20 protein-coding genes are annotated in these 24,893 nt (G+C 74.2%); 11 read left to right on the top strand and 9 right to left on the bottom strand.

All coding sequences use genetic code 11. The features are described from left to right. The first annotated feature begins 159 nt into the window (after positions 1-159). From ACFYNP_RS35805 to ACFYNP_RS35795, 3 genes are read left to right on the top strand one after another with little or no spacing between them, the layout of a single operon-like run. The gene (locus tag ACFYNP_RS35805) at positions 160-1,275 is read left to right on the top strand and encodes a glycosyltransferase family 4 protein (RefSeq protein WP_388791396.1); all 1,116 of its coding nucleotides are present in this window, start codon (positions 160-162) and stop codon (positions 1,273-1,275) included. Beyond that, positions 1,272-2,495 carry a glycosyltransferase gene (locus ACFYNP_RS35800; RefSeq protein ID WP_388420421.1) on the top strand — a complete coding sequence of 408 codons (1,224 nt, stop codon included), beginning with the start codon at positions 1,272-1,274 and terminating at the stop codon, positions 2,493-2,495. The genes ACFYNP_RS35805 and ACFYNP_RS35800 overlap by 4 nt, the downstream gene beginning before the upstream one ends. A gap of 20 nt (positions 2,496-2,515) precedes the next feature. Beyond that, positions 2,516-3,457: an SGNH/GDSL hydrolase family protein gene (locus tag ACFYNP_RS35795; protein WP_388791418.1), complete on the top strand. Its 942-nt coding sequence runs from the start codon at positions 2,516-2,518 to the stop codon at positions 3,455-3,457. Here the strand turns inward: ACFYNP_RS35795 and ACFYNP_RS35790 are convergent. The 5 genes from ACFYNP_RS35790 to ACFYNP_RS35770 form a co-directional block, all read right to left on the bottom strand. After that, positions 3,358-4,227, bottom strand: a complete 870-nt coding sequence (locus tag ACFYNP_RS35790; protein ID WP_388791394.1) for a biotin-dependent carboxyltransferase family protein — start codon at positions 4,225-4,227, stop codon at positions 3,358-3,360. The genes ACFYNP_RS35795 and ACFYNP_RS35790 overlap by 100 nt on opposite strands. Further along, entirely contained in the window at positions 4,224-4,844 is a 621-nt protein-coding gene (pxpB, locus tag ACFYNP_RS35785) for a 5-oxoprolinase subunit PxpB (protein WP_388791416.1), read from the bottom strand. Before pxpB ends, ACFYNP_RS35790 begins: the two co-directional genes overlap by 4 nt. A 5-nt stretch (positions 4,845-4,849) precedes the next feature. Further along, on the bottom strand, positions 4,850-5,623 hold the full coding sequence (locus tag ACFYNP_RS35780) for a LamB/YcsF family protein (RefSeq protein WP_388420419.1): 774 nt from the start codon (positions 5,621-5,623) through the stop codon (positions 4,850-4,852). Between the two features lie 100 nt (positions 5,624-5,723). Continuing rightward, entirely contained in the window at positions 5,724-6,518 is a 795-nt protein-coding gene (locus tag ACFYNP_RS35775; RefSeq protein WP_388791392.1) for a putative hydro-lyase, read from the bottom strand. Continuing rightward, a complete protein-coding gene (locus ACFYNP_RS35770; protein WP_388791390.1) occupies positions 6,515-7,804 on the bottom strand; it encodes an MFS transporter in 1,290 nt (429 codons plus the stop codon). The genes ACFYNP_RS35775 and ACFYNP_RS35770 overlap by 4 nt, the downstream gene beginning before the upstream one ends. Before the next feature lie 251 nt (positions 7,805-8,055). On the opposite strand from ACFYNP_RS35770, the gene ACFYNP_RS35765 reads away from it, so the two are divergent. The 4 genes from ACFYNP_RS35765 to ACFYNP_RS35750 all read left to right on the top strand — a co-directional run bounded on the left by ACFYNP_RS35765 (position 8,056) and on the right by ACFYNP_RS35750 (position 16,186). Next, positions 8,056-8,763, top strand: a complete 708-nt coding sequence (locus tag ACFYNP_RS35765; protein ID WP_388791388.1) for a GntR family transcriptional regulator — start codon at positions 8,056-8,058, stop codon at positions 8,761-8,763. A gap of 78 nt (positions 8,764-8,841) precedes the next feature. Beyond that, positions 8,842-10,368, top strand: a complete 1,527-nt coding sequence (locus ACFYNP_RS35760) for a hypothetical protein (RefSeq protein ID WP_388791386.1) — start codon at positions 8,842-8,844, stop codon at positions 10,366-10,368. A gap of 235 nt (positions 10,369-10,603) precedes the next feature. Beyond that, complete coding sequence (locus tag ACFYNP_RS35755; protein ID WP_388791384.1) at positions 10,604-11,512, top strand: hypothetical protein; 909 nt, start codon at positions 10,604-10,606, stop codon at positions 11,510-11,512. Between the two features lie 42 nt (positions 11,513-11,554). Further along, the gene (locus ACFYNP_RS35750; protein ID WP_388791382.1) at positions 11,555-16,186 is read left to right on the top strand and encodes a hypothetical protein; all 4,632 of its coding nucleotides are present in this window, start codon (positions 11,555-11,557) and stop codon (positions 16,184-16,186) included. A gap of 110 nt (positions 16,187-16,296) precedes the next feature. On the opposite strand, the gene ACFYNP_RS35745 is transcribed toward ACFYNP_RS35750, so the two are convergent. Then, entirely contained in the window at positions 16,297-16,869 is a 573-nt protein-coding gene (locus tag ACFYNP_RS35745; protein WP_388791380.1) for a hypothetical protein, read from the bottom strand. Positions 16,870-17,036: 167 nt separating this feature from the next. Between ACFYNP_RS35745 and ACFYNP_RS35740 the strand changes: the two genes are divergently transcribed. From ACFYNP_RS35740 to ACFYNP_RS35725, 4 genes are read left to right on the top strand one after another with little or no spacing between them, the layout of a single operon-like run. After that, positions 17,037-19,898 (top strand): nitrate- and nitrite sensing domain-containing protein, encoded by a 2,862-nt coding sequence (locus tag ACFYNP_RS35740; RefSeq protein WP_388791378.1) that lies wholly within the window; start codon positions 17,037-17,039, stop codon positions 19,896-19,898. Next, the gene (locus ACFYNP_RS35735; protein ID WP_388420410.1) at positions 19,895-20,341 is read left to right on the top strand and encodes a roadblock/LC7 domain-containing protein; all 447 of its coding nucleotides are present in this window, start codon (positions 19,895-19,897) and stop codon (positions 20,339-20,341) included. The genes ACFYNP_RS35740 and ACFYNP_RS35735 overlap by 4 nt, the downstream gene beginning before the upstream one ends. 28 nt (positions 20,342-20,369) lie before the next feature. Further along, on the top strand, positions 20,370-20,813 hold the full coding sequence (locus ACFYNP_RS35730) for a DUF742 domain-containing protein (protein WP_388420409.1): 444 nt from the start codon (positions 20,370-20,372) through the stop codon (positions 20,811-20,813). After that, a complete protein-coding gene (locus tag ACFYNP_RS35725) occupies positions 20,794-21,399 on the top strand; it encodes an ATP/GTP-binding protein (RefSeq protein ID WP_388420408.1) in 606 nt (201 codons plus the stop codon). The genes ACFYNP_RS35730 and ACFYNP_RS35725 overlap by 20 nt, the downstream gene beginning before the upstream one ends. A 78-nt stretch (positions 21,400-21,477) precedes the next feature. On the opposite strand, the gene glpK is transcribed toward ACFYNP_RS35725, so the two are convergent. The 3 genes from glpK to ACFYNP_RS35710 form a co-directional block, all read right to left on the bottom strand. Continuing rightward, a complete protein-coding gene (gene glpK, locus ACFYNP_RS35720) occupies positions 21,478-22,989 on the bottom strand; it encodes a glycerol kinase GlpK (RefSeq protein ID WP_388791376.1) in 1,512 nt (503 codons plus the stop codon). A 216-nt stretch (positions 22,990-23,205) separates the two neighbouring features. Next, positions 23,206-24,396 (bottom strand): lipid-transfer protein, encoded by a 1,191-nt coding sequence (locus ACFYNP_RS35715; protein ID WP_388791374.1) that lies wholly within the window; start codon positions 24,394-24,396, stop codon positions 23,206-23,208. Next, positions 24,393-24,821: a Zn-ribbon domain-containing OB-fold protein gene (locus tag ACFYNP_RS35710; protein ID WP_388791414.1), complete on the bottom strand. Its 429-nt coding sequence runs from the start codon at positions 24,819-24,821 to the stop codon at positions 24,393-24,395. The genes ACFYNP_RS35715 and ACFYNP_RS35710 overlap by 4 nt, the downstream gene beginning before the upstream one ends. Between the last annotated feature and the right edge of the window lie 72 nt (positions 24,822-24,893).

Raw genomic sequence — 24,893 nt, 5'->3', positions numbered from 1 at the left:
CGGCCGGCGGGGGCAGGCCGTGCGATCCACGGCCGGACCCGCAAGGACACCGCTCACGGGCCCCGAAACCGGACCCGGAAGGGCAACGCTCATGGGACGTTCCCCGGGCGGAAAGATCCAAGTCGACCGGGCCACTCCCGGCGCGACGACAACACGGGTATGCGTGTCGTCATCGTCACCGAGTCCTTCCCGCCCGACGTCAACGGCGTGGCCCACTGCGCCCTGCAGACCGCACGGCATCTGGCCGTACGCGGTCACCAACCGCTCGTCATAGCCCCGGCCACGGCCACGGGGGAGGGCTCTGACGCGCCGTGCCCCGTCATACGGGTGCCCTCGCTGCCGCTGCCCGGCTATCCCGAGGTCCGCCTCGCTCTGCCGAGCCGCCGCGTCGCCGCCGCCATCGCCGCGCACCGCGCCGACCTCGTCCACCTCGCGAGCCCCTTCGTCCTCGGTGTCCGGGGCATGGCCGCAGCCGCCCGCCTGGGCGTCCCCGCCGTCGCCGTCTACCAGACCGACCTCGCCGGATACGCCCGCACCTACATGGGCGCCGGCGAAGGCACCGCCTGGCGTCGGCTGCGCGCGGTGCACTCGGCCGCCGACCGCACCCTCGCCCCGTCCACCGCGGCCCTGCGCGATCTGACCGAACACGGCGTACGGCGGGTGCGCCTGTGGCCGCGCGGCGTCGACACCGAGCGCTTCCGGCCCGGCCTGCGCGACGCCGCCCTGCGCCGCGAACTCGCCCCGAACGGCGAACTGATCGTCGGCTACGTGGGCCGGCTCGCCCCCGAGAAGCAGGTGGAACTCCTCGCGGGCGTCTGCGCGTCGGCCGGTGTACGCGTCGTCGTCACCGGCGACGGGCCGAGCGGTCCCGCGCTGCGCTCGGCGCTGCCGGGGGCCGTCTTCCTCGGCCGCCGCACCGGGTCCGAACTCGCCCGCATCTACGCCTCGTTGGACGTCTTCGCGCACACCGGCCCGTACGAGACGTTCTGCCAGACCGTGCAGGAGGCCATGGCGAGCGGGGTGCCCGTGATCGCCCCCGCGGCGGGCGGCCCGCTCGACCTCGTCGCCCACGGCAGAACCGGATTCCTCGTGCCACCCGGCGACGCCGGGGCCGTGCGGGACGCCCTGCTGAACCTCGTCGACCCGGCGCGCCGGGCCGCCTTCGGGCGGGCCGGGCGGGCCGCCGTGCTCGGGCGGACCTGGGCCGCGGTGGGCGATCTGCTCCTGGACCACTACGCCGAGGTGCTCGACGCGCGGACGGTGGTGGCGGCATGAGCGGCCTGCGGATCGTCCGGCTCGCCAACTTCGTGACCCCCGCGTCCGGCGGTCTGCGCACCGCCCTGCGCGAACTCGGCCGGGGCTATCTGGCCGCCGGGCACGAACCCGTACTGATCGTGCCCGGCGCGCGGGCGAGCGACGAACGCACCGAACAGGGCAGGGTGATCACCCTGCCGGGCACCCTGCTGCCGGGCACCGGCGGCTACCGGGTGCTCGCGGACGCGCGCCCGGTCCGCCGGGTCCTCGACGGCCTCGCGCCCGACCGCGTCGAGGTGTCCGACCGCACCACCCTGCGCTGGACGGGGGAGTGGGCGCGGCGGGCCCGGGTGCCCTCCGTGATGGTCTCGCACGAGACCGCCGACGGTGTCCTGCGCACCTGGGGCCTGCCCGAAGCGGTGGCCCGGGGCGCCGCCGATCGGCTCAACAGGCGCACGGCCTGGGCGTTTTCGCGGATCGTGTGCACCACGGAATGGGCCGAGCGCGAGTTCGTACGGATCGGCGCGCGCAACGTGGTCCGGGCGCCGCTCGGCGTCGACCTGGTCCGCTCAAGGCCGGGCCGGCGCTCCACGGTGCTGCGGGCCCGGCACGCGCGCGGCGCCCGGGTGCTGCTCCTGCTGTGCTCGCGGCTCTCGGTCGAGAAACGGCCGGGCCTCGCCCTGGACGCGCTCGTGGCGCTGCGGCGCGCGGGGGTGCGGGCGGCCCTGGTGGTCGCGGGGGACGGCCCGCTCGCGGGGAGCCTGAAACGCCGGGCGGCGGCGGAACGGCTTCCGGTCGAGTTCCTGGGCCACATCGCCGACCGCGAGGCCCTGGCCGACCTCCAGGCCGCCGCCGACATCTGCCTGGCGCCGGGCCCGGCGGAGACCTTCGGCCTCTCGGCCCTTGAGGCCCTGGCGTGCGGGACCCCCGTGGTGTGCGCGGCATCGTCCGCGCTCCCCGAGGTCATCGGGGACGCGGGACTCGCGGCGGGCGGCACGGGCGAGGAATTCGCCCTGGCTGTCGGTGAGTTGCTGGCCCGGCCTGAAGGACGACGCCGGGCGAGCGCGCGGGCGAGGGCCGAACTGTTCGGCTGGGACACGGCGGTGACCGCGTTCCTCGCGGCGCACGACGCTCCGGTGGTACGAGCGCCCGAACCCGCCGCGCCCACCGCGCACGACAGCCCGACGACCCGGGCCTCCGGGCCGGCCCCGAGCCGAGCGGCACCGGAGGTGACTGCGTGAGCGCCCTGGCCGTCGAGACGATGCCCCAAGTCCCGCCGCGCGCCCTGCGGTTCGCGGCGCTCGGTGACTCCCTCACCGAGGGCGTCGGCGATCCGGTCGCCGGGGGGCGGCGCGGCTGGGCCGCGCTGCTGGCCGCGGGGCAGTGCGGGTGGGAGTTCCGCAACTTCGCCGCCAGCGGGGCGCTCACCCTCGACGTGGTCGAGCAACAGGCGCCCAGGGCACGGGAGTTCGGGCCCGACCTGGTCTCGGTCGTCGTCGGCGTCAACGACACCCTGCGCCGGACCTTCGACATCCGGCACATCGCCGTCCGCCTGAACACGCTGTACGCAGGCCTCGTCGGGGACGGTGCCGTGCTGCTCACGGCCTGCCTGCCCGATCCCGGCGCCATGCTGGGGCTGCCGGGTCCGCTCGCCCGCCCGCTCGCGCGCCGCCAGCGGGCCGTCAACAGCGTGGTGCACGCGCTGTCCGCGCGCTACGGGGCCGTGCACCTGCACTTGGCCGACCCGGCCTGGGTCGACGACCGCACCCTGTGGAGCGCGGACCGGCTGCACCCGGGCGAGCGCGGGCACCGGCTGATCGCCGCCCGCTGTCACGCCCTGCTCGCGGAGCGGGGCCTGGCCCCGGGCGCACCGCCCTCGGCCGAACCGGAGCGGCCGCCGCCGGGCACCGCCGCCTCCCTGTACTGGCTGGCCACCGCGGGCACCGCCTGGCTGGCCCGCCGTTCCGCCGACCTGCTGCCCCAGCTGCTGCGACTGGCCGGTGACGAGCTGCGGCACGGGGCGCGCGGCACCGCGGTCCGCCTCGATCTGCAGGCCGCCGACGCGCTCGCCGCGGCCCTCGCGGCGGTCGCGCCGGTACCGGATCAGCTCCAGTGCGTCAGGGCGAACCGGAGCGGGGTGCCCGGCGCGGCCTGTGCCGCGGCCGCCAGGTCCGGTTCGGGTACGACGCCGATCACCGGGTAGCCGCCGGTCGTCGGATGGTCGGCCAGGAAGACCACGGGCCGCCCGTCCGGCGGCACCTGTACCGCCCCCAACACCATTCCCTCGCTGGGCAGTTCACCCCCCGAGGACCGCCGCAGCGCGGGACCCTCGGTGCGCAGCCCGATGCGGTTGCTCGCCGAGGACACCCGGTAGTGCCCGGCCGCGAGCACGGCGGGCGCGTCCGGCGTGAACCAGTCCGCGCGCGGCCCCGGGCGCACCCGCAGCACGAGCTCGTCCGGCATTCCGGGCGCGGGCGCCCAGTCCACGTACGGGTGCGCGCCTTCCGGACGGCCGAGCGGCACCACCTCCCCGTCCCTGAGCAGCGCCGGGCCGAGCCCCGACAGGAGGTCGGTGGAGCGGCTGCCGAGGACCGGTTCCACGGCGATGCCGCCCGCGAACGCCAGATACGAGCGCACCCCGCGCGTCGCCGCGCCCACCTCGATCACCGCGCCCGACGGCACCCGCACCGGGGCGCCCCAAGCGACCGGCCGGCCGGCCACGGTGACCGGGCAGGGCGCCCCGGTCACCGCCACGGTGACCGCACAACGGGGGCGTACCGCACAGCCGTTGAGGGTCGACTCCAGGACGGCCGCCCCCGGGGCGTTGCCGACCAGGCGGTTGGCGAGCCGGCTCGCGGGCAGGTCGAGCGCGCCCGAACGCGGCACCCCGAGGTGCGCGTGCCCGTGCCGCCCCTCGTCCTGTACGGAGGTGAGCGCGCCGGCCCGTACGACGGACAGGGCGCGGTCGGTCATCGCGGGGCCCCGGGGACGAAGCGGACCCGGGTGCCCGGAGTGAGCAGGGCGGCGGGCTCGCGGTGGGGGTCCCACAGGGCCGCGTCCGTACTGCCGATCAGCTGCCAGCCGCCGGGCGAGGAGCGTGGGTAGACGCCGGTGTACGGGCCCGCGAGGGCGACCGAGCCCGCCGGGACCGCGGTGCGCGGGGTGTCCCGGCGGGGCGTCGCGTACCGGTCGTAGAGTCCGGTGAGGTAGGCGAACCCGGGCGCGAAACCGCAGAAGGCGACCCGGAACTCGGCCGCGGAGTGGATCCCGGCCACCGCGTCCTCGGAGACCCCCCACAGGGCGGCGACGTCCGCGAGGTCGGGGCCGTCGTAGCGTACGGGGATCTCGACCGTCTCCTGGGAGCCCGTCGCCAGGGGAGGGATGTCCCAGGTGGTCAACTGGGCTGCCAGGGAGGGGGGATCGCCCACGCCGTCGAGCAGGACGGTACGGGCCGCGGGCACGATCTCGCGCACCGCGGGGAGCGTTCCGGCGGCCCGGCGGCGCAGCAGCTCGGCGTGCAGGGCCCCGGCCGCATCGCCGTCGGGGAGCTCGATCAGCAGAGCGTGCTCCCCGACCGGCAGGACGCGCACGGTGCTCACGAGAACGCCGCCACCTCGACGCCCGCCGCCTCAAGTGCGGACCGCACCCGGCGGGCCAGGTCCACCGCGCCCGGGGTGTCCCCGTGCAGGCACAGCGAACCCGCCCCGACGGCGACCCGCTCGCCGTACTCGGCCACGACCGTGCCGTCCAGGGCCATCGACACGGCCCGCGCCACCACCGCGTCCGGGTCGCTGACCACCGCCCCGTCCCGGCCGCGCGGCACCAGGGTGGCGTCGGAGGTGTAGGCGCGGTCCGCGAACGCCTCGGTGACCACCGGGAGCCCGGCCCGCTCGGCGGCCGCGAGCAGCCGGGAACCCGGCAGGCCGAGCACCGGGAGCCGCGCGTCCGCGAGCAGTACCCCTTCGACGACGGCGGCCGCCTGTTCCTCGTCGTGCACCACGCGGTTGTAGAGCGCGCCGTGCGGCTTGACGTACGAGACCCGACTGCCGGCCGCGCGGGCGAAGATCTCCAACGCGCCGATCTGGTAGGCGACTTCGGCCGCCAGCTCGGCCGACGGTACGTCCATGGAGCGGCGGCCGAAGCCCGCCAGGTCGCGGTAGGAGACCTGGGCGCCGATGCGTACCCCGCGCTCCGCGGCCAGGGTGCAGACCCGCCGCATGGTGGCCGGGTCGCCCGCGTGGAAGCCGCAGGCCACATTGGCGCTGGTGACGACGGAGAGGAGCTGTTCGTCGTCGGTGAGGCGCCAGTGGCCGAAGCCCTCGCCGAGATCGGCGTTGAGGTCGATCGACGTGGTCGCGGACCGGGTCATGGGCGGGGCGTCTCCTGTTCACGGGGGTGCGGGGTGCTGTGGTGCAGTGTGCCCCGATCGGGCGTGACGCGCTCGGCCGGGGCACACGGTCGTGCGTGGTTCAGCCGGTGCGGTAGTGCTCGTCGCGGACGTCGGTGAGGAACATCCGGCCCGGCGCGTGGGTGAGGGCGAAGGGCGGCCGGGACGCCATCACGGCGGCCTGCGGGGTGACCCCGCAGGCCCAGAACACCGGCACGTCACCGGGCTCGGCCCGTACCGGATCCCCGAAGTCCGGCCGGGACAGGTCCGCTATGCCGAGCGCCGCCGGATCGCCCGAGTGCACCGGCGCGCCGTGGACGGCGGGCATCGCCCGGGTCACCCGGCGGGCGGTGCCCACCAGGGCGGCCGGGACCGGCCGCATCGACACCACCAGCGGCCCGCTGAGCCGCCCGGCCGGACGGCAGGGCCGGTTCGTCACATACATCGAGACGTTGCGGCCCTGCTCGATGTGGCGCAACGGGACTCCCGCGGCGGCCAGTTGGGACTCGAAGGTGAAGCTGCACCCGATGAGGAACGTCACCAGGTCGTCGCGCCAGAAGGCCGTGGCGTCCACCGGTTCGGCGGCGAGTTCGCCGTTCTCCCAGACCCGGTAGCGGGGAACGTCCGTCCGCAGATCGGCCCCGGGTGCGAGCCGGGTGCCAAACGATCCGGGCGCGGTGACGTCGAGGACCGGGCAGGGCTGCGGATTGCGCTCGCAGAACAGCCGTACGTCCTCGGCCCAGTCGGCCGGCACACAGACCAGGTTCGCCTGGGTGTGCCCGGGGGCCCAGCCCGCCGTCGGCGCGTCCGTGCCGGAACGGAACAGGGCGCGGCCCTGCTGGGGGGAGGCGGGAGCAAGGGGTTCGAGCCGGGTCATGACAGCTCCTGTCCGCGCGTCTCGGGCAGGCCGAGCAGGGCGAGTACGGCGATCGCGTAGCCGACGGCGCCGAAGACCAGGGCGCCGCCCACGCCCCAGCTGTCGGCGAGGTAGCCGACCAGGGTCGGGAAGAAGGCGCCCACGGCCCGGCCGGTGTTGTAGGTGAACCCCTGGCCGCTGCCGCGCACCGCCGTCGGGTACAGCTCGCTGAGGAAGGCGCCGAAGCCGCTGAAGATCGCCGACATGCAGAAGCCGAGCGGGAAGCCGAGCACGAGCAGGAGGGTGTTCGCCCCGGACGGGAGATGGGTGTAGGCCAGGATGCAGCCGGCCGACAGGACGGCGAACAGGACGATGTTCTTCTTCCGGCCCAGCCGGTCGGTGAGGTGGCCGCCGGTCAGATAGCCGGCGAAGGCACCCGATATGAGGAACGCCAGATAGCCGCCGGTGCCGACCACCGTGAGGTGCCGCTCGCTCTTGAGGAAGGTCGGCACCCAGGTGGCGAGCGTGTAGTAGCCGCCCTGGACTCCCGCGGAGAGCAGCACCGCGAACAGGGTGGTGCGCAGCAGCGGGCCGCGGAAGATCGCCGCGAAGGTGGCGGCGCCGCCGGTGGCGCGGGCCGTGGCCAGCCGCTGTTCCGTGGCCTCGGGCGCGTCCTCTACGTTGCGGCGTACGTAGACGAGGAGCAGGGCGGGGAGCGCCCCGGTCCAGAACACCACGCGCCAGGCGGTGTCCGGGCCGACGTACTGGAACACCAGCGTGTACACGACGACGGCGAGCGCCCAGCCCGCCGCCCACGCGCTCTGCACGGCGCCCAGGGTGCGGCCGCGGTGGCGGGCCGAGGCGTACTCGGCGACCAGGATCGCGCCGACCGCCCACTCGCCGCCGAAGCCGAGCCCCTGGAGGGCGCGGAAGACCAGCAGGGTCTCGTAGTTGGGCGCGAAGCCGCACAGGACGGTGAAGACCGCGTAGGTGCCGACGGTGATCATCAGAGCCCGGACCCGGCCGATGCGGTCGGCGACCACCCCGGCGAGCGCGCCGCCGACGGCCGAGACCACCAGCGTCACCGTGGTGAGCAGTCCGGTCTGGCCGCTGTCGAGTCCGAAGTAGGCCGCGATCGCGACCATGGTGAGCGGGAGCGTGAAGAAGTCGTAGGAGTCGAGCGCGTAGCCGCCGAAGGCGCCCCCGAACGCGCGGCGGCCGCCGGGGCCGAGAGCGCGCAGCCAGCCGAACGGGCCGCTGTCGTCGGGGAGTTGACCGTGGGTCGGCGCTGCCTTGGTCGTGCTCATGTGCACCTCGCAGGAGGGGACGAGAGGGCGGATGAGAAGAGGGCTGCCGGGGCTGTGCGCAAGGGGAGGGGGAGGCGTGTCGGGTGCGCGGCCGGGGTGCGGTCCCGGGGTGCGGTCGTTTCAACGTAGAGGATTGTTGAACGATCCGACAAGGTTCTTGCGTGGACGTTCCCGCTTCCTCATGTCCTCAAGGTGCTTCTACGATGGGCGCGCACGTCGGCGGGAACGGCCGGCGGGGGAGAGAGGGTGCTGTGGCGACAACGGGTCCCGGGCGGGGCGGACTTGCCGAGGACCGCGCGCTGCTCGGCCGCACCAGCACGGCGGAGCGGGTCGCGGACATCCTGCGCACCCGGATCGCGGAAGGCTTCTTCCCGCCGGGGGTGCGCCTCGTGGAGGACGCCATCGGCAAGGCCCTCGGCGTCTCGCGCAACACCCTGCGCGAGGCGTTCCGGCTGCTCACCCACGAACGGCTGCTCGTCCACGAGCTCAATCGCGGGGTCTTCGTCCGGGTGCTCGCCGTCGAGGACGTGGCCGACATCTACCGCACCCGGCGTCTGGTCGAATGCGCCGTCGTCCAGGGGCTGGGCGAGCCGCCGTACTTCCTCGACGGGCTCGACGCGGCCGTCTCCCACGGCGAACGCGCGGCCGGGGAGGGCGACTGGCCGGGCGTCTCCACCGCCAACATCCACTTCCACCGTGAACTCGTGGGCCTCGCGGGCAGCGTCCGCACGGACGAGCTGATGCGCGGCGTCCTGGCCGAACTCCGCCTGGCCTTCCACGTGGTGGACGACCCGCGCCGCCTGCACCAGCCCTACCTCGTGCGCAACCGGGAGATCCTGGAGGCGCTGCGCGCGGGGGAGCGGGACGCGGCCCGGCGGCTGCTCGCCGACTACCTCGACGACTCGCGCGCCCAGCTCGTCGAGGCGTACGGGAAACTGGTCACCGACCTTCCGTCCTGACCCGCGCCCCGGCCGCGCGAGGCGGGCGGATCTGCGCCGTTTCGACCGTTGTCAGTGCGAGGACCTAATCTGTCCAGCGTGACTTCGCCTGCCTCGACGGAATCCGTTCCGCCCCAGCTCAGCGCGGCCGTGCGCCCGGCACCGGGCCCGGCCGCCGACGAGGGCCTCGCGCGCCGCCTGCGCGCGCTGGCCTGCACCGCGCCGCTGCACGACCTCGACGTGCGCAAGGCCAACCTCGCGGGCGAGTACTCGGTGTACGCCATGGCCGAGGTGGCGCTGGCCTCCATCGACCTCGTCACCCTGAACATGGACTTCGACACGGGCGCCGACCACGACCAGATCGTGGCCCGGCTCGTCCCGCGCGTCGCCGCCCAGGCACCGACCAGGCCCACCGTCGAGCACGAGCGGGTGGCCCGCTGGGTCCTGGAGAACCTGATCAACGTCGGCAGCGTGGACCGCGGCTTCCGCGCGGTGTACGGCACGTTCAACCCCGACGGGGTCTACGTCCGCAGGGACTACGACTTCAAGCTCCTCGAAGAGGTCCCCGGCTATGGCGGCGCCGTCTACCTGCGCACCACCGACGAGGCGGTCAACGTCTTGGTGGGCGCCCTCGACACGGACGTCACCAGCGCCCAGATCGCGGCCGAGGTCAAGCTGGAGGTCCTGATCAGCCGCGGTCGCCTCGCCGACGCCCAGCTCGCCGCCGAACAGGCCCGCTACCGCACGGTGCAGTACGCCGAGACGCTGCGGCGCACCTTGGAGGCGACGCGGCGCAACGTCCGCGCGGTCGACTGGCTCCACGCGGTGCCGGACATGATCGCCGAGGCCCTCGACCACGTCGCCGACCGCTACCGGCACGAGAACGCGATCCTCACCAACATCCGCAAGGCCCGCGACGAGGCGGAGGACCCGGACAACAAGCGCCGCGCCGCCGAGCTCGTCGACATCGTCAAGGACTGCATCCGGCGCCACACCCAGCTCCAGTCCCGCCTCCTGGAGGCCGGCCCGCTCTTCCGCGCCGAGCAGGACCGCCAGGCCTTCGCCCGGCCCGCCGCCCGTTCGGGGCTCGACCTGTACGGCCAGCTGGTCGCCCCGCTGCTGCCGCTCCCGGTGGCGGACGCGATCCGGGTGACCGACGCGTTCTTCGCGCGCGGCACCGGCCTGCGCACCCCGGTGTCCGTACGCGTCGGGGACCTGGTGGACATACTGCTCACACCGCCCACGGAGCGGGAACACCTCGGCGCGGAGATGCCCGAGCCCGAGTTGATCACCACCCCCGACGACAGCCGCTTCAGCGAGGAACAGCTGGCCTCGGCCATGGAGCTGCTCGACTTGGAGCACGACGCGCCCCGCCGCCTCTCGGGCCTGCTGGCCGACGCCCGCCGTCTCGACCCCGAACTGCCGTACCTGGTAGCCCTGTTGGCGGTCCACGCCGCGAGCCCTCCGGTCGGCACGGCCTACCGTCAGGGCGAGGAGCGCCTGCTGTTCGCGGTCGACGACGGCACCCAGCTGGACGACCCCGAGTTCGGTGGGGCGGACCTGATCGTGGGCATGGCCCTGCTGGACGCGGCGGGAATGGCCGCGGGCCGGACGGAGGCGGCGTGAGCCTTTCCCCGACCCGGGCGCCCACGGGGGCCTCAGCCCCCGGCCCCGCCGCGCGGTCACATCCAGCCCCTCCGGCGATCGAGGAGCGCGGCCGGGGGCGGAGCCCCGGGAGCACCGGCCCGCACCCGGTTGCCCGCCCCCGGAGGGTCGCGGGAAGGGGCGGGGCGGGAAGCGAGCCCGCCGCAGGCGCCCCGCACCCCGCGCCAAGCAACGCACGCACCAAGGAGACCACCCCGTGACCGACCACCCCACCGAGCACGTCGCCTTCGGCGACGAGGCCGAGCCGGCGCCCCCCGCACCCGGCACCGGCGGCGAGGGCCGGATCACCCCCGCCGACGCCGCCGACGCCGCGCGGCTCGTCGCCTTCGGCCTCCAGCCCAAGCTGCTCCCCGCCCGTGACGCGGAGTACGCGGAACTGCTCCGCCGCCACCGCGAGGACCCCGCGTTCGCGCGCCTGGCGGACGCCGTCGCCGCGGGGCTCGGTCTGATCGTCCTGGAGGTGTCGCCCCGCGCAGGCATGGCCGTGACGGCCGCGGAGGATTCCGTCTTCGCGGTCCGCATGGGCGACTACGCGCGCCGCGCCGCCGCTCCCGACTCGGCGGACCGCTTTCTGCACGGCCTGGCCCATCTCGCCGTCGCCGCCCTCGCGTTCCCGCGTCCCGAGGACCTCGCCGACGACGGGTACATCGGCCGCATCACCGTCAACGGCGTGGACGCTTTCGTCCGGCAGGCCTGCCGCCGCCTGGAGGAGCGGGCCGAGGAGACGGGCGAGAACACCGACCCCGAGACCGGCGCCCCCGGCCTGGAGGCCGCCTGGCGGATCTACGCCCGGCGCAGCTCCACCGGAGCCACCAAGGACGCCCGCCGGCTCGCCGGTTCGACCACCGGCATCGTCGCCAAGGCCGTCGCCTTCCTCACCGAATCCGGCTTCCTCCAGCGGACCGGCGACGACGCGGGCGGCGCCTACCGCACCACCGCCCGCTACCAGTTGCAGGTCCGCGACATGGCGGGCAGCGCCGCCCTCACCGAGCTGATCGAGCTCGGCGTGGTCGCGGTCACCGACGGCGCCGCCACCCTGCTGCCGCCGCCCGACGCCGACGACCTGGAACTGGCGGCCGACGCCGGACTGCCCTTCCACTCCTGACCCGCCTTCCCCGCCCCCCCACAACGACGAGAGTCCGCCGACATGTACGAGCTGTCCCGGGTCCGCCTCTACTCCATCGGGCCCGCCGGTGCGCGCTACGCCGACACCGTGCTTGACCTGCGGGGAGTCGGCGCACCCGTGCCCAACCCGGCCCCCGCGCAGGCCGAGTTCTTCGAGGACGAGCCGGTCGGCCCGCCGCGCCGCCCGGCGCCCGCGGGCGTGCTCTTCCTGGAGAACGGGGGCGGCAAGTCCGTACTGCTCAAGCTGATCTTCTCGGTGATGCTGCCGGGCCACCGCAACACCCTGGGCGGCGCCAGCTCCGGCGTGCTGCGCAAGTTCCTGCTCGCCGACGACTGCGGACACGTGGCCCTGGAGTGGCAGCACACCCTCACCGGCGAACTGGTCGTGGTCGGCAAGGTCAGCGAGTGGCGCGGCCGCCAAGTCTCCAACGACCCGAGGAAGTTCGCCGAGGCCTGGTACTCCTTCCGGCCCGGCCCCGGCCTCAGCCTGGACTCGCTGCCGGTCGCCGAGTCCAGCGCGATGCGCCCGTCCGCGGAAGGCGCCTCCGGCGCCCAGGGCCGGCGTCGCACCATGAAGGGCTTCCGCGACGCCATCACCGAGGCGACCAAGGCGTACCCGCATCTGGAGGTCTACTGGGAGGAGATCCACGACCGCTGGAACGAGCACCTCGGCGACCTGGGTCTCGACCCCGAACTCTTCCGCTACCAGCGGGAGATGAACGCCGACGAGGGCGAGGCCGCGGGCCTGTTCGCGGTCAAGAAGGACTCCGACTTCACCGACCTGCTCCTGCGCGCCGTCACCGACACCCGCGACACCGACGGCCTCGCCGACCTGGTCAGCGGCTTCGGGAACAAGCTCGGCCGCCGTGCCGAACTCACTGCCGAACGCGACTTCACCGCGGGCTCGGTGGACCTGCTCAACCGGATCGTCGAAGCCGCCGACACCCGCGCGCGGGCCCGCGACATCCACGCCGGCGCCGAGCGCCGCACCCGTACGCTCGCCCGCCGCCTCTCGGCCCGCGCCGCCGAGGAGCGTGGCCGCGCCACCGACCTCGCCCAGCAGGTCACCGCCGCCGCCCACCAGGTCACGCTCGCCGAGCGGGCCCGCGGCACCAGCTCCCTGATCGCCTCGGAACTCGCCTACCGGCACGCCTCGTTGGCGCTCGCCGTCGCCGAGAAGGCGGCCGCCGCGCAGCGCCGTGAACTGGCCGACGCCCGCACCCTGCACTCCGCCTGGCAGGCCGCCGAGGCCGTGCTGCGCCACCGCGCCGCCGCCGACCGCTCGGCCCGCGTCGCCGCCGCCATCCAGGAGGCCGAGCGCGACGCGGCTCCCGCGCTCGCCGCCCGCGCCAGGGCCGCCGCCGATCTCGTACGGGCCCTGCACACGGCCGCCGAGGACGGTGAGCGGGTCGCCGCCGAGGAGGAGGAGCGCTCGGCCGGTCTTCAGGAGGCGGGGGAGGCCGCGCACCGCGATGCCACCGCGGCCGCCACCGAGGCCCAGCGCGCCCGCAGCGAGACCGGGCACCTGCGCCAGCGGCTCGCCGAGGTCGAGCAGGAGACCGCCGAGGCGGTCCGGGCCGGCTGGCTCGACGACAGCGCGCCGGACGCCGACCCGGCCCGCGCCGCGCTCGCCGCCAGCGACGCCGAGAAGACCGCGGTGGCCGGCTGGGACACGGCCCGCGAAGCCGCCCGCACCGCCGCCGACCGGGCCCGCGAGGCCGCCTCCGTCGAGGCCCGCGCCGAACTGGCCGCGGCCCGCGCCGAGGACGCCGCGCGGGCCGCCGGCAACGCCTACGACGCCGAGCGCCGGGCCGCCGAGTCGATCGCCGCCGAGGAGCGCCTGGCCGAACTGCTCGGTCTGCCCGGCACCGGCGCCGGCACCGCTTCCGGGGTGCCCGAGCCCCGCAGGCACCAGGACGAGATGCCCCAAGGGCCGCTCGGCGCAGCGGAGTTGGACCGCAGCGCGGACGAACTGCGCGCGCTCCTCGACCAGTCCGTCGCCGCTGCCGAACGCCAGCTCTTCGAGCTGCGCACGGCCGCCGCCGACGACGCGCGCATCCTCGGCGCGCTCGGTGACGGCGGCCTCCTGCCGCCCAGCGCGGACGTGCTGGCCACGGTCGAGTACCTGGGGGAGCACGGCATCCCCGCACTGCCCGGCTGGCGCTACCTCGCCCAGGCCGTGGCCCCCGCCGACCACGCCGCGGTGCTCGCGGCCCGCCCCGAGCTCGTCGACGGCGTCGTCATCACCGACCCCGCCTCGCACGTCCGGGCCCGCGAGGCGCTCGCGAACGCGGCCCTGCTGCCGCGCTCCGCCGTGGCCGTCGGCACCACGGCCGCGCTGCTCGCGCCCGTTCCGGCCGCGGACTCGGGCGGCGAGAGCGGCATCTTCCTCGTGCCGCCGAACCCGGCCATGCACGACGAACACGCCGCCGACGAGGAGCGCCAGTCGCTGCGCGCCCGCGCCACCGCCCGGGACGAGGAGATCCGCACGCTCGCCGCCCGGCTGACCGGGGACCGCTCCCTCGCCGCCCGGATCGGATCCTGGCGCGCCGACTGCCCGCCCGGCATGCTCGCCGAGCTGGCCGCGGCGGCCGAGACCACCCGCGAAACCGCCAAGCAGGCCGCCGAGGAACTGACCGAGGCCCGCACCGCCCGGGCCGAGGCGGACGAGGCGGCCGCCGAGACGGCCCGCGTGCGCGAGGAGCGCCAGGAGGCCGCCCAGCGCGCCCGGCGCGCCGCCGACGCCCTCGCCGGGCTCGCCTTCCGGCTCCGCGAGCGGGCCGGCTGGCAGGTCAAGCTGCGTGAACTCGCCGACGAGGCAGCCGAGTCCGAGGCCCGCGCCCAGTCGCTCCTGGAGCGCGCCAAGGCCGCCGACGAGGACCGCCGCGCCGCCCAGCGCGCCGCCGACGACGCCCACCGCACCTCCCGGGCGCTGCGCGCCGAGCGCGCCGAGATCGCGGGCGCCCCCGAAAACCTCCCGGAGCCCGACGCGGACGCCCCGCGCCACGCGCTGCCCGCCCTGCGCGAGGCCTACCGCGCCGCGTCCCAGCTGTACGAGAAGGTCGGCGTCGGCGCCGACCTGCGTGCCGAGCAGGCCCGCGCCGAGAGCGACGAGAGCGCGGCCCTGGCCGAGCTCGACCGGCTCAGCAACAAGGTGCGCACCCGCGCCGCCACCCTCCTCGAAGGCACCGACGGCGCGGACGGCCCCTCCCGCCAGGCCGCCGCCGCGCGCGCCGAGTCGCTGGTCCAGATGCTGGAGACCCGTGCCTCCACCGCCAGCGAGCAACTCGGCCGGCTGCGCGGCGAGGCCGAGCGGCTGGCGCCGGCCGACGGGGAGCGGCACACCGAACTGCCCGAGGACCAGGTCCCGGCCGATGCCGAGCAGGCCCAGGCCCTGCTGCGTACCGCGACCACCCAACTGGCCGTGCGTACCGACGAGTTGGAGACCGCACGGGCCGCCCACGCCGAGCTGCTCACCGCCCACCGGACCGCCGAGGACGGGGCCGGCGGCTTCGACGAGACGGCGGCCCTGCTGCGCGACCTGCTACGGGACAACAGCCACGGCCCGGACGAGGAGAGCGCCCCCGACCCGTACCCGGGCAGCCTGGAAGAGGCCCGCCAGTCCGCCACCGAGGCGCGCCGCTCCCTGCGCGGCTGCTCCGGCGACCTCTCGGCCGCGGACTCCGCCGTGCGCGAGGCGAGCGACATCCTGGTGCGGCACGCCAACGCGACCCGCTACGAGCAGGTCCGCACGCCGGCCCGCCAGCAGATTCGCGAACTGCCCGCGGCCTCCCTGCCCGAGCACGCCGCCGCCTGGGCCACCGCCTTCGAGCCCCGCCTGCGCGTCCTCACCGACGAGCTGGAGCAGCTGGAGCGCAACCGCGACTCCATCGTCGACCGGCTGCGCGGCCTGGTGGAGTCGGCGCTCACCACGCTGCGCTCCGCCCAGCGCCTGTCCCAGCTCCCCGAAGGCCTGGGCGAGTGGTCGGGCCAGGAATTCCTGCGCATCCGCTTCGAGGAGCCCGACCAGGCCACCCTCACCGAGCGCCTCGGCGAGGTCATCGACGACGCCACCCGCGCGGCCGTCAAGAAGAACTCCGACCTGCGCAGGGACGGCATGTCCCTGCTGCTGCGCGGTGTGCAGGCGGCCCTGGAGCCGCGCGGCATCAGCGTCGAGATCCTCAAGCCGGACGCGGTGCTGCGCGCCGAGCGCGTCCCCGTCGGGCAGATGGGCGATGTGTTCTCCGGCGGCCAGCTGCTCACCGCCGCGATCGCCCTGTACTGCACGATGGCGGCGCTGCGCAGCAACGACCGGGGCCGCGACAAGCACCGGCACGCCGGCACGCTCTTCCTCGACAACCCGATCGGCCGCGCGAACGCGACGTACCTCCTGGAACTCCAGCGGGCCGTGTCCGACGCGCTCGGCGTCCAACTCCTCTACACCACCGGCCTGTTCGACACGACAGCGCTCGCCGAGTTCCCTCTGGTGATCCGGTTGCGCAATGACGCGGACCTCCGGGCGGGCCTGAAGTACATCAGCGTCGAGGAGCATCTGCGGCCGGGACTGCCGCAGCAGGACACCGCGGGCGAGACGGTGCACGGTGAGATCACCGCGACGCGCATGTTCAAGAGGCCTGCCACGCAGGGGAGTTGACATCCGGAGCCCGGAGCTCGGAGCCCGGAGCCCGGAGCCCGGAGTTCCGGAACGCGGACTCTGCATCCGCGCCTGAGTCTGAGTCTGAGCCCGGTCCCGGCGGACCGGGCTCAGGCGCGTGACAGCCGCTGCCCCGAGCCGTCCGCCGACCGTATTCGGGCGCCGCGCTCGCCGGCCCGGGCGGCCCGCCGGGCCCGGCGCCGCTCCTTGCGCAGCTTGCGCGCCGTGCTGCTCGGTATCGACACCACGCCGTTGCGCTGGTTCCACACCTGGCGGGTGATCCAGACGTCGAGCACCCCCCAGGTGGCCAGGACCGTACTGCCGACGCTGCTCAGCACCATCGGAAAGGCAAGCCACGAACCTGCGAGCGCGCTCAGGAAGGCGACCATCGCCTGCATCAGCGTCGCCGCGACGATGATGACCGCGCGCACGGCCGCGGTACGCACCGGATCCGGCAGGCGCGTTCGCACCGCAGGCTCCTCCACCCACAACGGCCGCTGCTCAACGCTCATGCCTTCATTCCTCCCCACCCGCGGGGCCCCGACGCCTCGCTCCCGCAACGCGTACCCCGGCCGTTCCGCACCACCCGTACAGACAGACGAACGGAACTCCCGGAAGATTCCCGGGATTTGCCCGGAACGAAGAGTTCCAGCCATCTGCCCCCAGGGTCGAAAAGCCGCCATGACAGGTGCCCCCGGTCTCGAAGGGGGTTGCCATCTCCTGGAATGCCAGGACAACGCATGATCACCGCTGTTCAGGGCGGCCGAAAATCGTCCGGACGTGCCTTCGAGTTGTCTCTGTGTCAGTAGTAGGCTCACGCCGTTTGTTGACGGTTGATCTGGGGGAGGCCATGCGCTTTCGCGGGAAGTCCATCCGCAGGAAGATCGTGGCGTTGTTGCTGGTGCCGCTCGTCTCCCTCACCGCGCTGTGGGGATTCTCCACCTATCTCACCGGCCGACAGGCCAACGAGCTGATGAACGTGGCGAACATCGTCAAGAAGGTCGGCTACCCCATCGAGGACACGGTCCGTGTCATCCAGCAGGAGCGTCGCCAGACCCTCGTCTACCTGGCCGACGAACGCCCCGCCGACGCCCTCACCTCGCTGCGCAGCCGCCGCGCCGCCACCGACACCGCGGTGGCCGCCATCCGTGCGGCGGGCCGCGACTCCGATGTCCGCAGCGACCTCCAGCCTGTGGCCAGGGACCGCCTCAAGGCCGTGCTCGACGGCTTCGACTCGCTCGCCGGGCTGCGCAGCTCCATCGAGCAGGGCACCGTCGACCGGACCCAGGCGCTGGACTTCTACAACCGCCTCATCGACCCCTGCTACAGCTTCCTCGTGAACCTCCATGCCCTGGAGAACGTGGAGATGGACAAGCAGGGCCGGGCCCTGGTCGGCATCACCCGGGCCCGCGAGATGCTCTCCCGTGAGGACGCTCTCGTCGCCTCCTCCCTGATCACCCCGAAGACCACCGCCCCCGAACTGCGCCGCATATCCGACCTGGTGGCCAATCGGCAGCTGCTCTACGACACCAATCTGGAGATCCTGCCCAGCTCCGAACGCGATGTCTTCGAGCAGTACTGGCGCGGCCCCGACACCGAGGCGCTGCGCACCGCCGAGGCCGCCATCATCGACGCCGGGCCCGCCAAGGACCCCCGGCACATCGACGCCACCCGCTGGCAGCAGGCCGCGACGCCGGTGCTCGACCGCCTCGCCCAACTGGGCACCGAGGCCGGCAACCGGTACCAGGACCGGGTCGAACCGGTCGCTTTCAGCGTGCTGATCAAGGCGGGCCTCGCCGGCGTGCTGGGCCTCCTCGCCCTCCTGGTCTCCCTGTTCATGTCCGTGCGCATCGGCCGCGAGCTGGTCCGCGACCTCACCCGGCTCCGCAAGGAGGCCCACGAGGTCTCCGGTGTCCGCCTGCCCAGCGTGATGCGCCGCCTCGCCGCCGGCGAACAGGTCGACGTGGAGACCGAGGCGCCCCGCCTGGACTACGAACGCGACGAGGTCGGCCAGGTCGGCCAGGCCCTCAACACCCTTCAGCGCGCCGCCGTCGAGGCCGCCGTCAAACAGGCCGACATGCGCCGCGGCGTCTCCGAGGTCTTCGTCAACCTCGCCCGCCGCAACCAGGTACTCCTGCACCGTCAGTTGACGCTCCTGGACACCATGGAGCGGCGCACCGAGGACACCGACGAACTCGCGGACCTCTTCCGCCTCGACCACCTCACCACTCGTATGCGCCGGCACGCCGAGGGCCTGGTGATCCTCTCGGGCGCCGCCCCCTCCCGGCAGTGGCGCAGGCCCGTCCAGCTCATGGACGTCGTACGGGCCGCGGTAGCCGAGGTCGAGGACTACGAACGCATCGAGGTGCGCAGGCTGCCCCGGCTCGGCGTCGGCGGTCCGGCCGTCGCCGACCTCACGCACCTCATCGCCGAACTCCTCGAAAACGCCACGGTGTTCTCGCCCCCGCACACCGCCGTCCAGGTGCACGGCGAACGCGTCGCCAACGGCTTCACCCTGGAGATCCACGACCGCGGTCTCGGCATGGCTCCCGAGGCCCTGCTGGACGCGAACCTGCGGCTCGCCGAGACCCCCGAGTTCGAGCTGTCCGACACCGACCGGCTCGGCCTGTTCGTCGTCAGCCGTCTCGCCCAGCGTCAGAACGTCCGGGTCTCGCTCCAGCCGTCGCCGTACGGAGGAACCACCGCCGTCGTGTTCATCCCGGCGACGCTGCTCACCGACGCACCCGAGACCGAGGGCAGCGACCTGCGCCTGGACCGCAAGGGGACCAAGGGTGACGGCAGGGGTGCGCAGGACACGCCCCGCCGGGCCCTCTCGCCCATGCCGGTCGGGATCCCCGGCCAGTCGGTCCTGGACGGACCCGTCGAACTGGAGCCCCCGCTCGACCCGTTGGGCCTGGACGAGCCCTCCGTGTTCGAGGCCCCCGTGGGGCGCGAGACGAGGGAGCCGGGGCGCGGCGGCCTGCTGCGCTCGGCCCGCCGTGCGGCGGAGTCGGCCGACGACCGTCAGCAGCACCAGCAGGCCGCGGACGAGGGCGAGGACCAGGGAGCGCTGCCGCTGCCGCGCCGCCACCGGGTACCGACCCTGGTCAGCGACAACGGCCGCCGCGTCGACGGCCACGGACGCGGGCATCCGGCGCCAGGACCCGACCCGGAAGCCCGGGAGGGCCACGGCGGTGAAGGCCGGCTGCCCGAGCGCCGCCCGCCCCAGCCGTCGCGCCCCTCCGCACCCCTGGCCGAGCCCCCCGCCCCACATTCCCTGCGGCCCGCTTCGCAGCCCTCGGGTCTGACGCCGGTCAGGCCCGGCGGCCTGGGCGAGCGCACTCCGGCGGGCCCGGCCAATCCGGCCGACCTGCCGGGCGCGCCCAGCTCCGCGCCCTCGTGGGGCAGCCTTCCCGAACCCCAGCCGGACGCCACCGCCCCGCTCGGCGGACTGCCCCGCCGGGTCCGTCAGGCCAGCCTCGCGCCGCAGCTCAAGGACGCCCCCGAGAGCCAACGCGCCGCGGCCGGGCCCGACGACGGGCCCGAGCCGGAGCGCGACGCCGACGAGGTGCGCGACCGGATGGCCTCGCTCCAGCGCGGCTGGCAGCGCGGCCGCAGGCACAACGAAGCATCGGACACCGCGGATGGACCGTTCGCGCAGGACCGGAGCGACACCGCACGACGAACCACACCGGAGGGGGACGGTCGATGACCGCGCCACAGGACTCAGCCGCAGCACGCAACACCACCGGGAGCGGTTCCGGCGAACTGAACTGGCTCCTCGACGAGTTGGTCGACCGCGTCGGCTCGATCCGCAAGGCCCTGGTGCTCTCCAGCGACGGTCTGGCGACCGGAACCTCGCGCGATCTGACCCGTGAGGACGGCGAGCACCTGGCCGCGGTCGCCTCCGGCTTCCACAGCCTCGCCAAGGGTGTCGGCCGCCACTTCGACGCGGGCCGGGTCCGTCAGACCGTCGTCGAACTCGACGACGCCTTCCTCTTCGTGACGGCCGCCGGCGACGGCAGCTGTCTGGCCGTCCTGTCGGACGCCGACTCCGACGTCGGCCAGGTCGCCTACGAGATGACCCTGATGGTCAAGCGGGTGGGCGTCCACCTGACCACCGCACCACGGACCGGCCTGCGCACCGGAGGGTGAGCGGGGGACGCCATGAGCGGGGGACCGGATGAGTGAGGCAGACCAGCGGACCCAGGACCAGCTGCGGGCCCCCTCGGAAGCGACCGTTCCGGGGCGGCCGGACCACTGGTTCGACGACGACGCGGGGCCGGTGGTGCGGCCGTACGCGATGACGCGCGGGCGCACCACCAGCGCCGGCCAGCACCGCCTCGACCTGATCGCCGTGGTCGTCCCGGAACCCGCCGCCGACGACCCCGGCCGCGACCAGACGCTCTCACCTGAGCACGTGGAGATCGTCGAACGCTGCGTGGACTCCCCGCAGTCGATCGCCGAGCTCGCGGCCGGACTCGACCTCCCCGTCGGGGTGGTCCGGGTTCTGGTCGGCGATCTTGTCGCCGACGCCCTGGTGCACGTAACCCGACCCGTTCCGCCGGCCGAGCTGCCGGACGAGTCCCTTCTCCGCGAGGTGATCAATGGCCTTCGGGCGCTCTAGCCGCAGGAAGCGGCACGTCGATCCGGTGACGCTCAAGATCCTCGTCGCCGGCGGCTTCGGCGTCGGCAAGACCACCCTGGTCGGGTCGGTGAGCGAGATCCGCCCCCTGCGCACCGAGGAGCGCCTCAGCGAGGCGGGCCGCCCGGTCGACGACCTGGTGGGGGTGGAGGGCAAGAGCACCACCACGGTGGCCATGGACTTCGGGCGCATCACGCTCCGCGAGGACCTGGTGCTCTACCTCTTCGGCACACCCGGCCAGGACCGGTTCTGGTTCCTGTGGGACGAGCTGGCGCAGGGCGCGCTCGGCGCGGTCGTCCTCGCCGACACCCGCCGCCTGGAGGACTGCTTCGCCGCCATCGACTACTTCGAGCGGCGCGGCATCCCGTTCACCGTCGCCGTCAACTGCTTCGACGAGGCGGCCCGTTACCCGGCCGACACGGTGCGCGCCGCGCTCGACCTCGACCCCGAGGTGCCGCTCCGCATGTGTGACGCGCGGGTGCGCGAGTCGGTGAAGGAGATCCTGGTCGGCGTGGTCGAGCACGCCATGGAGAGGTCCGCCAAGTCCCGTCAGCACGCGGTGACGTGACGGCTGTCCCGTTCCGATTCCGACGCGGCCCGTACCCCCGCCGACCGGGGTACGGGCCGCGCGTTCGGGGCGGACGGGCTACCGGCCGTCCTCCTCGTGCCAGCCGAGGCTGCGCTCCACGGCCTTGTGCCAGTTGGCGTACTCGCGCTCCCGGACCGGCTCCGCCATGCGCGGGGACCACTCCACGTCGCGCTGCCAGTGCGCCCCCAGCTCGTCGAGGCCCGACCAGACGCCGGTGGCGAGCCCGGCCGCGTACGCCGCTCCCAGGCACGTCGTCTCCGCCACCTTGGGGCGGATCACCGGCACTCCGAGCACATCCGCCTGATGCTGCATCAGCAGATGGTTGGCGGTCATCCCGCCGTCCACCTTCAGGGTGCTGATCCGCACGCCCGAGTCCTGGAACATGGCGTCGACGACCTCGCGGGTCTGCCAGCTCGTCGCCTCCAGGACCGCGCGGGCGAGGTGCGCCTTGGTGACGTAGCGGGTCAGGCCCGTCACGACCCCGCGTGCGTCGGAACGCCAGTAGGGCGCGAAGAGCCCGGAGAAGGCGGGCACGATGTAGGCCCCGCCGTTGTCGTCGACGCTCGCGGCCAGCGCCTCGATCTCGTCAGCGTGCCGGATGATGCCCAGCTGGTCGCGGAACCACTGCACGAGCGCCCCGGTGATCGCGATCGAGCCCTCCAGGCAGTAGACCGGCGCCTGCTCGCCTATCTTGTAGCCGACCGTCGTGATCAGACCGTTCTTGGAAGTGACCGGCCTGGTACCGGTGTTGAGCAGCAGGAAGCTCCCCGTCCCGTAGGTGTTCTTCGCGGTGCCCGTCTCGTAGCAGGCCTGTCCGAAGACCGCTGCCTGCTGGTCGCCGAGCGCGGAGGCGACGGGCACACCGGCCACGGGGCCGACGGCCGTGCCGTACACCTCCGCCGAGGACCGGATCTCCGGCAGCACCGCGCGGGGCACGTTCATCGCCGCGAGGATCTCGGGATCCCACTCCAGGGTCTCCAGGTTCATCAGCATCGTGCGCGAGGCGTTGGTGACGTCGGTGATGTGGACGCCTCCGGACGTGCCGCCCGTCAGGTTCCAGATCAGCCAGGAGTCGATGGTCCCGAAGGCGATCTCGCCCCGCTCGGCGCGAGCGCGAAGGCCCGGCACGTTGTCGAGCAGCCAGGCCGCCTTGGGACCCGAGAAGTAGCTGGCGAGCGGCAGCCCGGTCGCGTCCCGGAACCGGTCCTGGCCGTGCTCGCCGCCGAGTTGGTGACAGAGCGCGGAGGTCCGGGTGTCCTGCCACACGATCGCGTTGTGCACGGGCTTGCCGGTCGCCCGGTCCCAAAGGAGCGTCGTCTCGCGCTGGTTGGTGATGCCGAGCGCGCTGAGCTGGTCGGCGCGCAGCCCCGCGCGGGCGAGCGCGCCCGCTACCACGGCCTGCACCTTGGACCAGATCTCGGTGGCATCGTGCTCCACCCAGCCCGGCTTGGGAAAGATCTGGCGGTGCTCACGCTGGTCGACCGCGACGGTCGCCCCGTCCTGGTTGAAGATGATGCAGCGGCTGGAGGTGGTCCCCTGGTCGATCGCGGCAACGAACCGGTCCGTCATGGCTACCCCTGGTTGTCTAGGCTCGGCGCGTTTCCATGGCGGCAAGGCCGGTCGAGGGGGCTTCGGGCGGTGGACGCGGCGCTGCCGAGAGACAACGGGAAGTGTTCACCGGACGTGATGGGTCGTCAAGGTCGCGCGCAGCAAGGGGTGTTGATGCAGCGGTAGTGGGCTGGGTGGATACGTGCGGTGCTCGGCGGCGGCTGCCGGACGTGTCCCTCAGCGCACCGCCACGACCGACGAGCCGTGTCCGAACAGGCCCTGGTTCGCCGTGATTCCGATCCGGGCCCCGGGCACCTGACGGTCCCCGGCCGCTCCCCTCAACTGCCAGGTGAGTTCGCAGACCTGGGCGATCGCCTGGGCCGGCACGGCCTCCCCGAACGACGCGAGGCCGCCACTGGGGTTGACCGGAATCCGGCCCCCGAGCGCCGTCTCCCCGTCCCGCAGGAGTTTGGCCCCCTCACCGGCCCCGCACAGGCCGAGGTCCTCGTACCACTCCAGCTCCAGCGCGGTGGACAGGTCGTAGACCTCCGCGAGCGACACGTCCTCGGGCCCGACGCCCGCCTCCTCGTAGGCGGCCCGTGCGATCGAGGCGCGGAAGGAGTGCGGGGCGGGCTCGACGGCGGCCGCCGAGTCGGTCGCGATGTCGGGCAGATCGAGCACCGAGCGGGGGAAGGTGGGGGTGACCGTGGAGACCGCGCGGATGCGCACCGGGTCGCTGGTGCCGTGCCGGCGAGCGAAGTCCATGCTGGTCAGGACGAGGGCCGCGGCACCGTCCGAGGTGGCGCAGATGTCGAGCAGCCGCAGCGGATCGGCCACCACCGCGGAGGCTGCGACCTCCTCGGCGCTGACGCTCCTGCGGTAGCGGGCGTTCGGATTGAGCGCGCCGGCCGCCGCGTTCTTCACCTTGACCTGGGCGAAGTCGTCGACCGTGTCGCCGTACAGGGCCATGCGGCGCCGGGCGTAGAGCCCGAAGTAGGCCGGGTTCGTGGCGCCGAGCACCCGGAAGCGCAGCCAGTCCGGATCGTCCGGCCGTTCGCCCCCGGCCGGTGCGAAGAACCCCTTGGGCGCGGCATCGGCGCCCACCACGAGCACCACGTCCGCGAGCCCGGCCAGGATCTGCGCACGGGCCGCGCCGATCGCCTGGGCGCCGGAGGCGCAGGCCGCGTACACGCTGGTCACCCGCGCGCCCTGCCAGCCGAGCGCCTTCGCGAAGGTCGCGCCCGCCACATGGCCGGGGTAGCCGCCGCGCACGGTGTCCGCGCCGACCACCGACCGCACGCGGGTCCAGTCGATCCCGGCGTCGGTGAGCGCGGCCCGGGCCGCGACGGTCCCGTACTCGACGAAACTCCGTCCCCACTTGCCCCAGGGATGCATTCCCGCACCCAGTACCGCGATGTCGCCGCTCATGCCGCCGCCTCCACGGGTCGCCAGTGCCAGGTGGTCCAGGTGGTGTCCGCGTCCTCGTTGAGGACCCCTGGCACCACCTCGACCTCCATGCCCACCGCGAGATCGGCGGCGCTCACGCCGGGCACCGCCTGGCCGAGCACCACCATCCGTTCGGCCGCCAGTTCCACGGCGACGAGCACATAGGGTTCCCACTCCACCTGTGGGTCCGACACATAGGGGGCGGGCGGGCGATAGCGGCCGTCGGTGTAGGACCACACCTTGCCGCGCTGAGACAGGGGGACCTCCGCCAGCTCGCCGCCCGTGCAGCCGGGGTTGCGGCAGGAGGCGTCCTCGCGCGGGAAGAAGACCGAGGAGCAGGCGGTGCACCGGGTGCCGAGCAGCCGGAAGTCCGGCCCCTGCGCGTCCGTGAACCAGCCCGCGACCACAGGCGTGCGCGTGCGTGCGTCTGTCAAGGCCCCTCCCGGCACTGCCTTCTGACGGAACGTCAGAAGTGTGCC

Origin of the sequence: Streptomyces sp. NPDC006691, from assembly GCF_042869955.1 — a bacterium.
Classification (GTDB): Bacteria; Actinomycetota; Actinomycetes; order Streptomycetales; family Streptomycetaceae; genus Streptomyces.
This window is presented reverse-complemented; position numbering and strand designations above follow the sequence as displayed.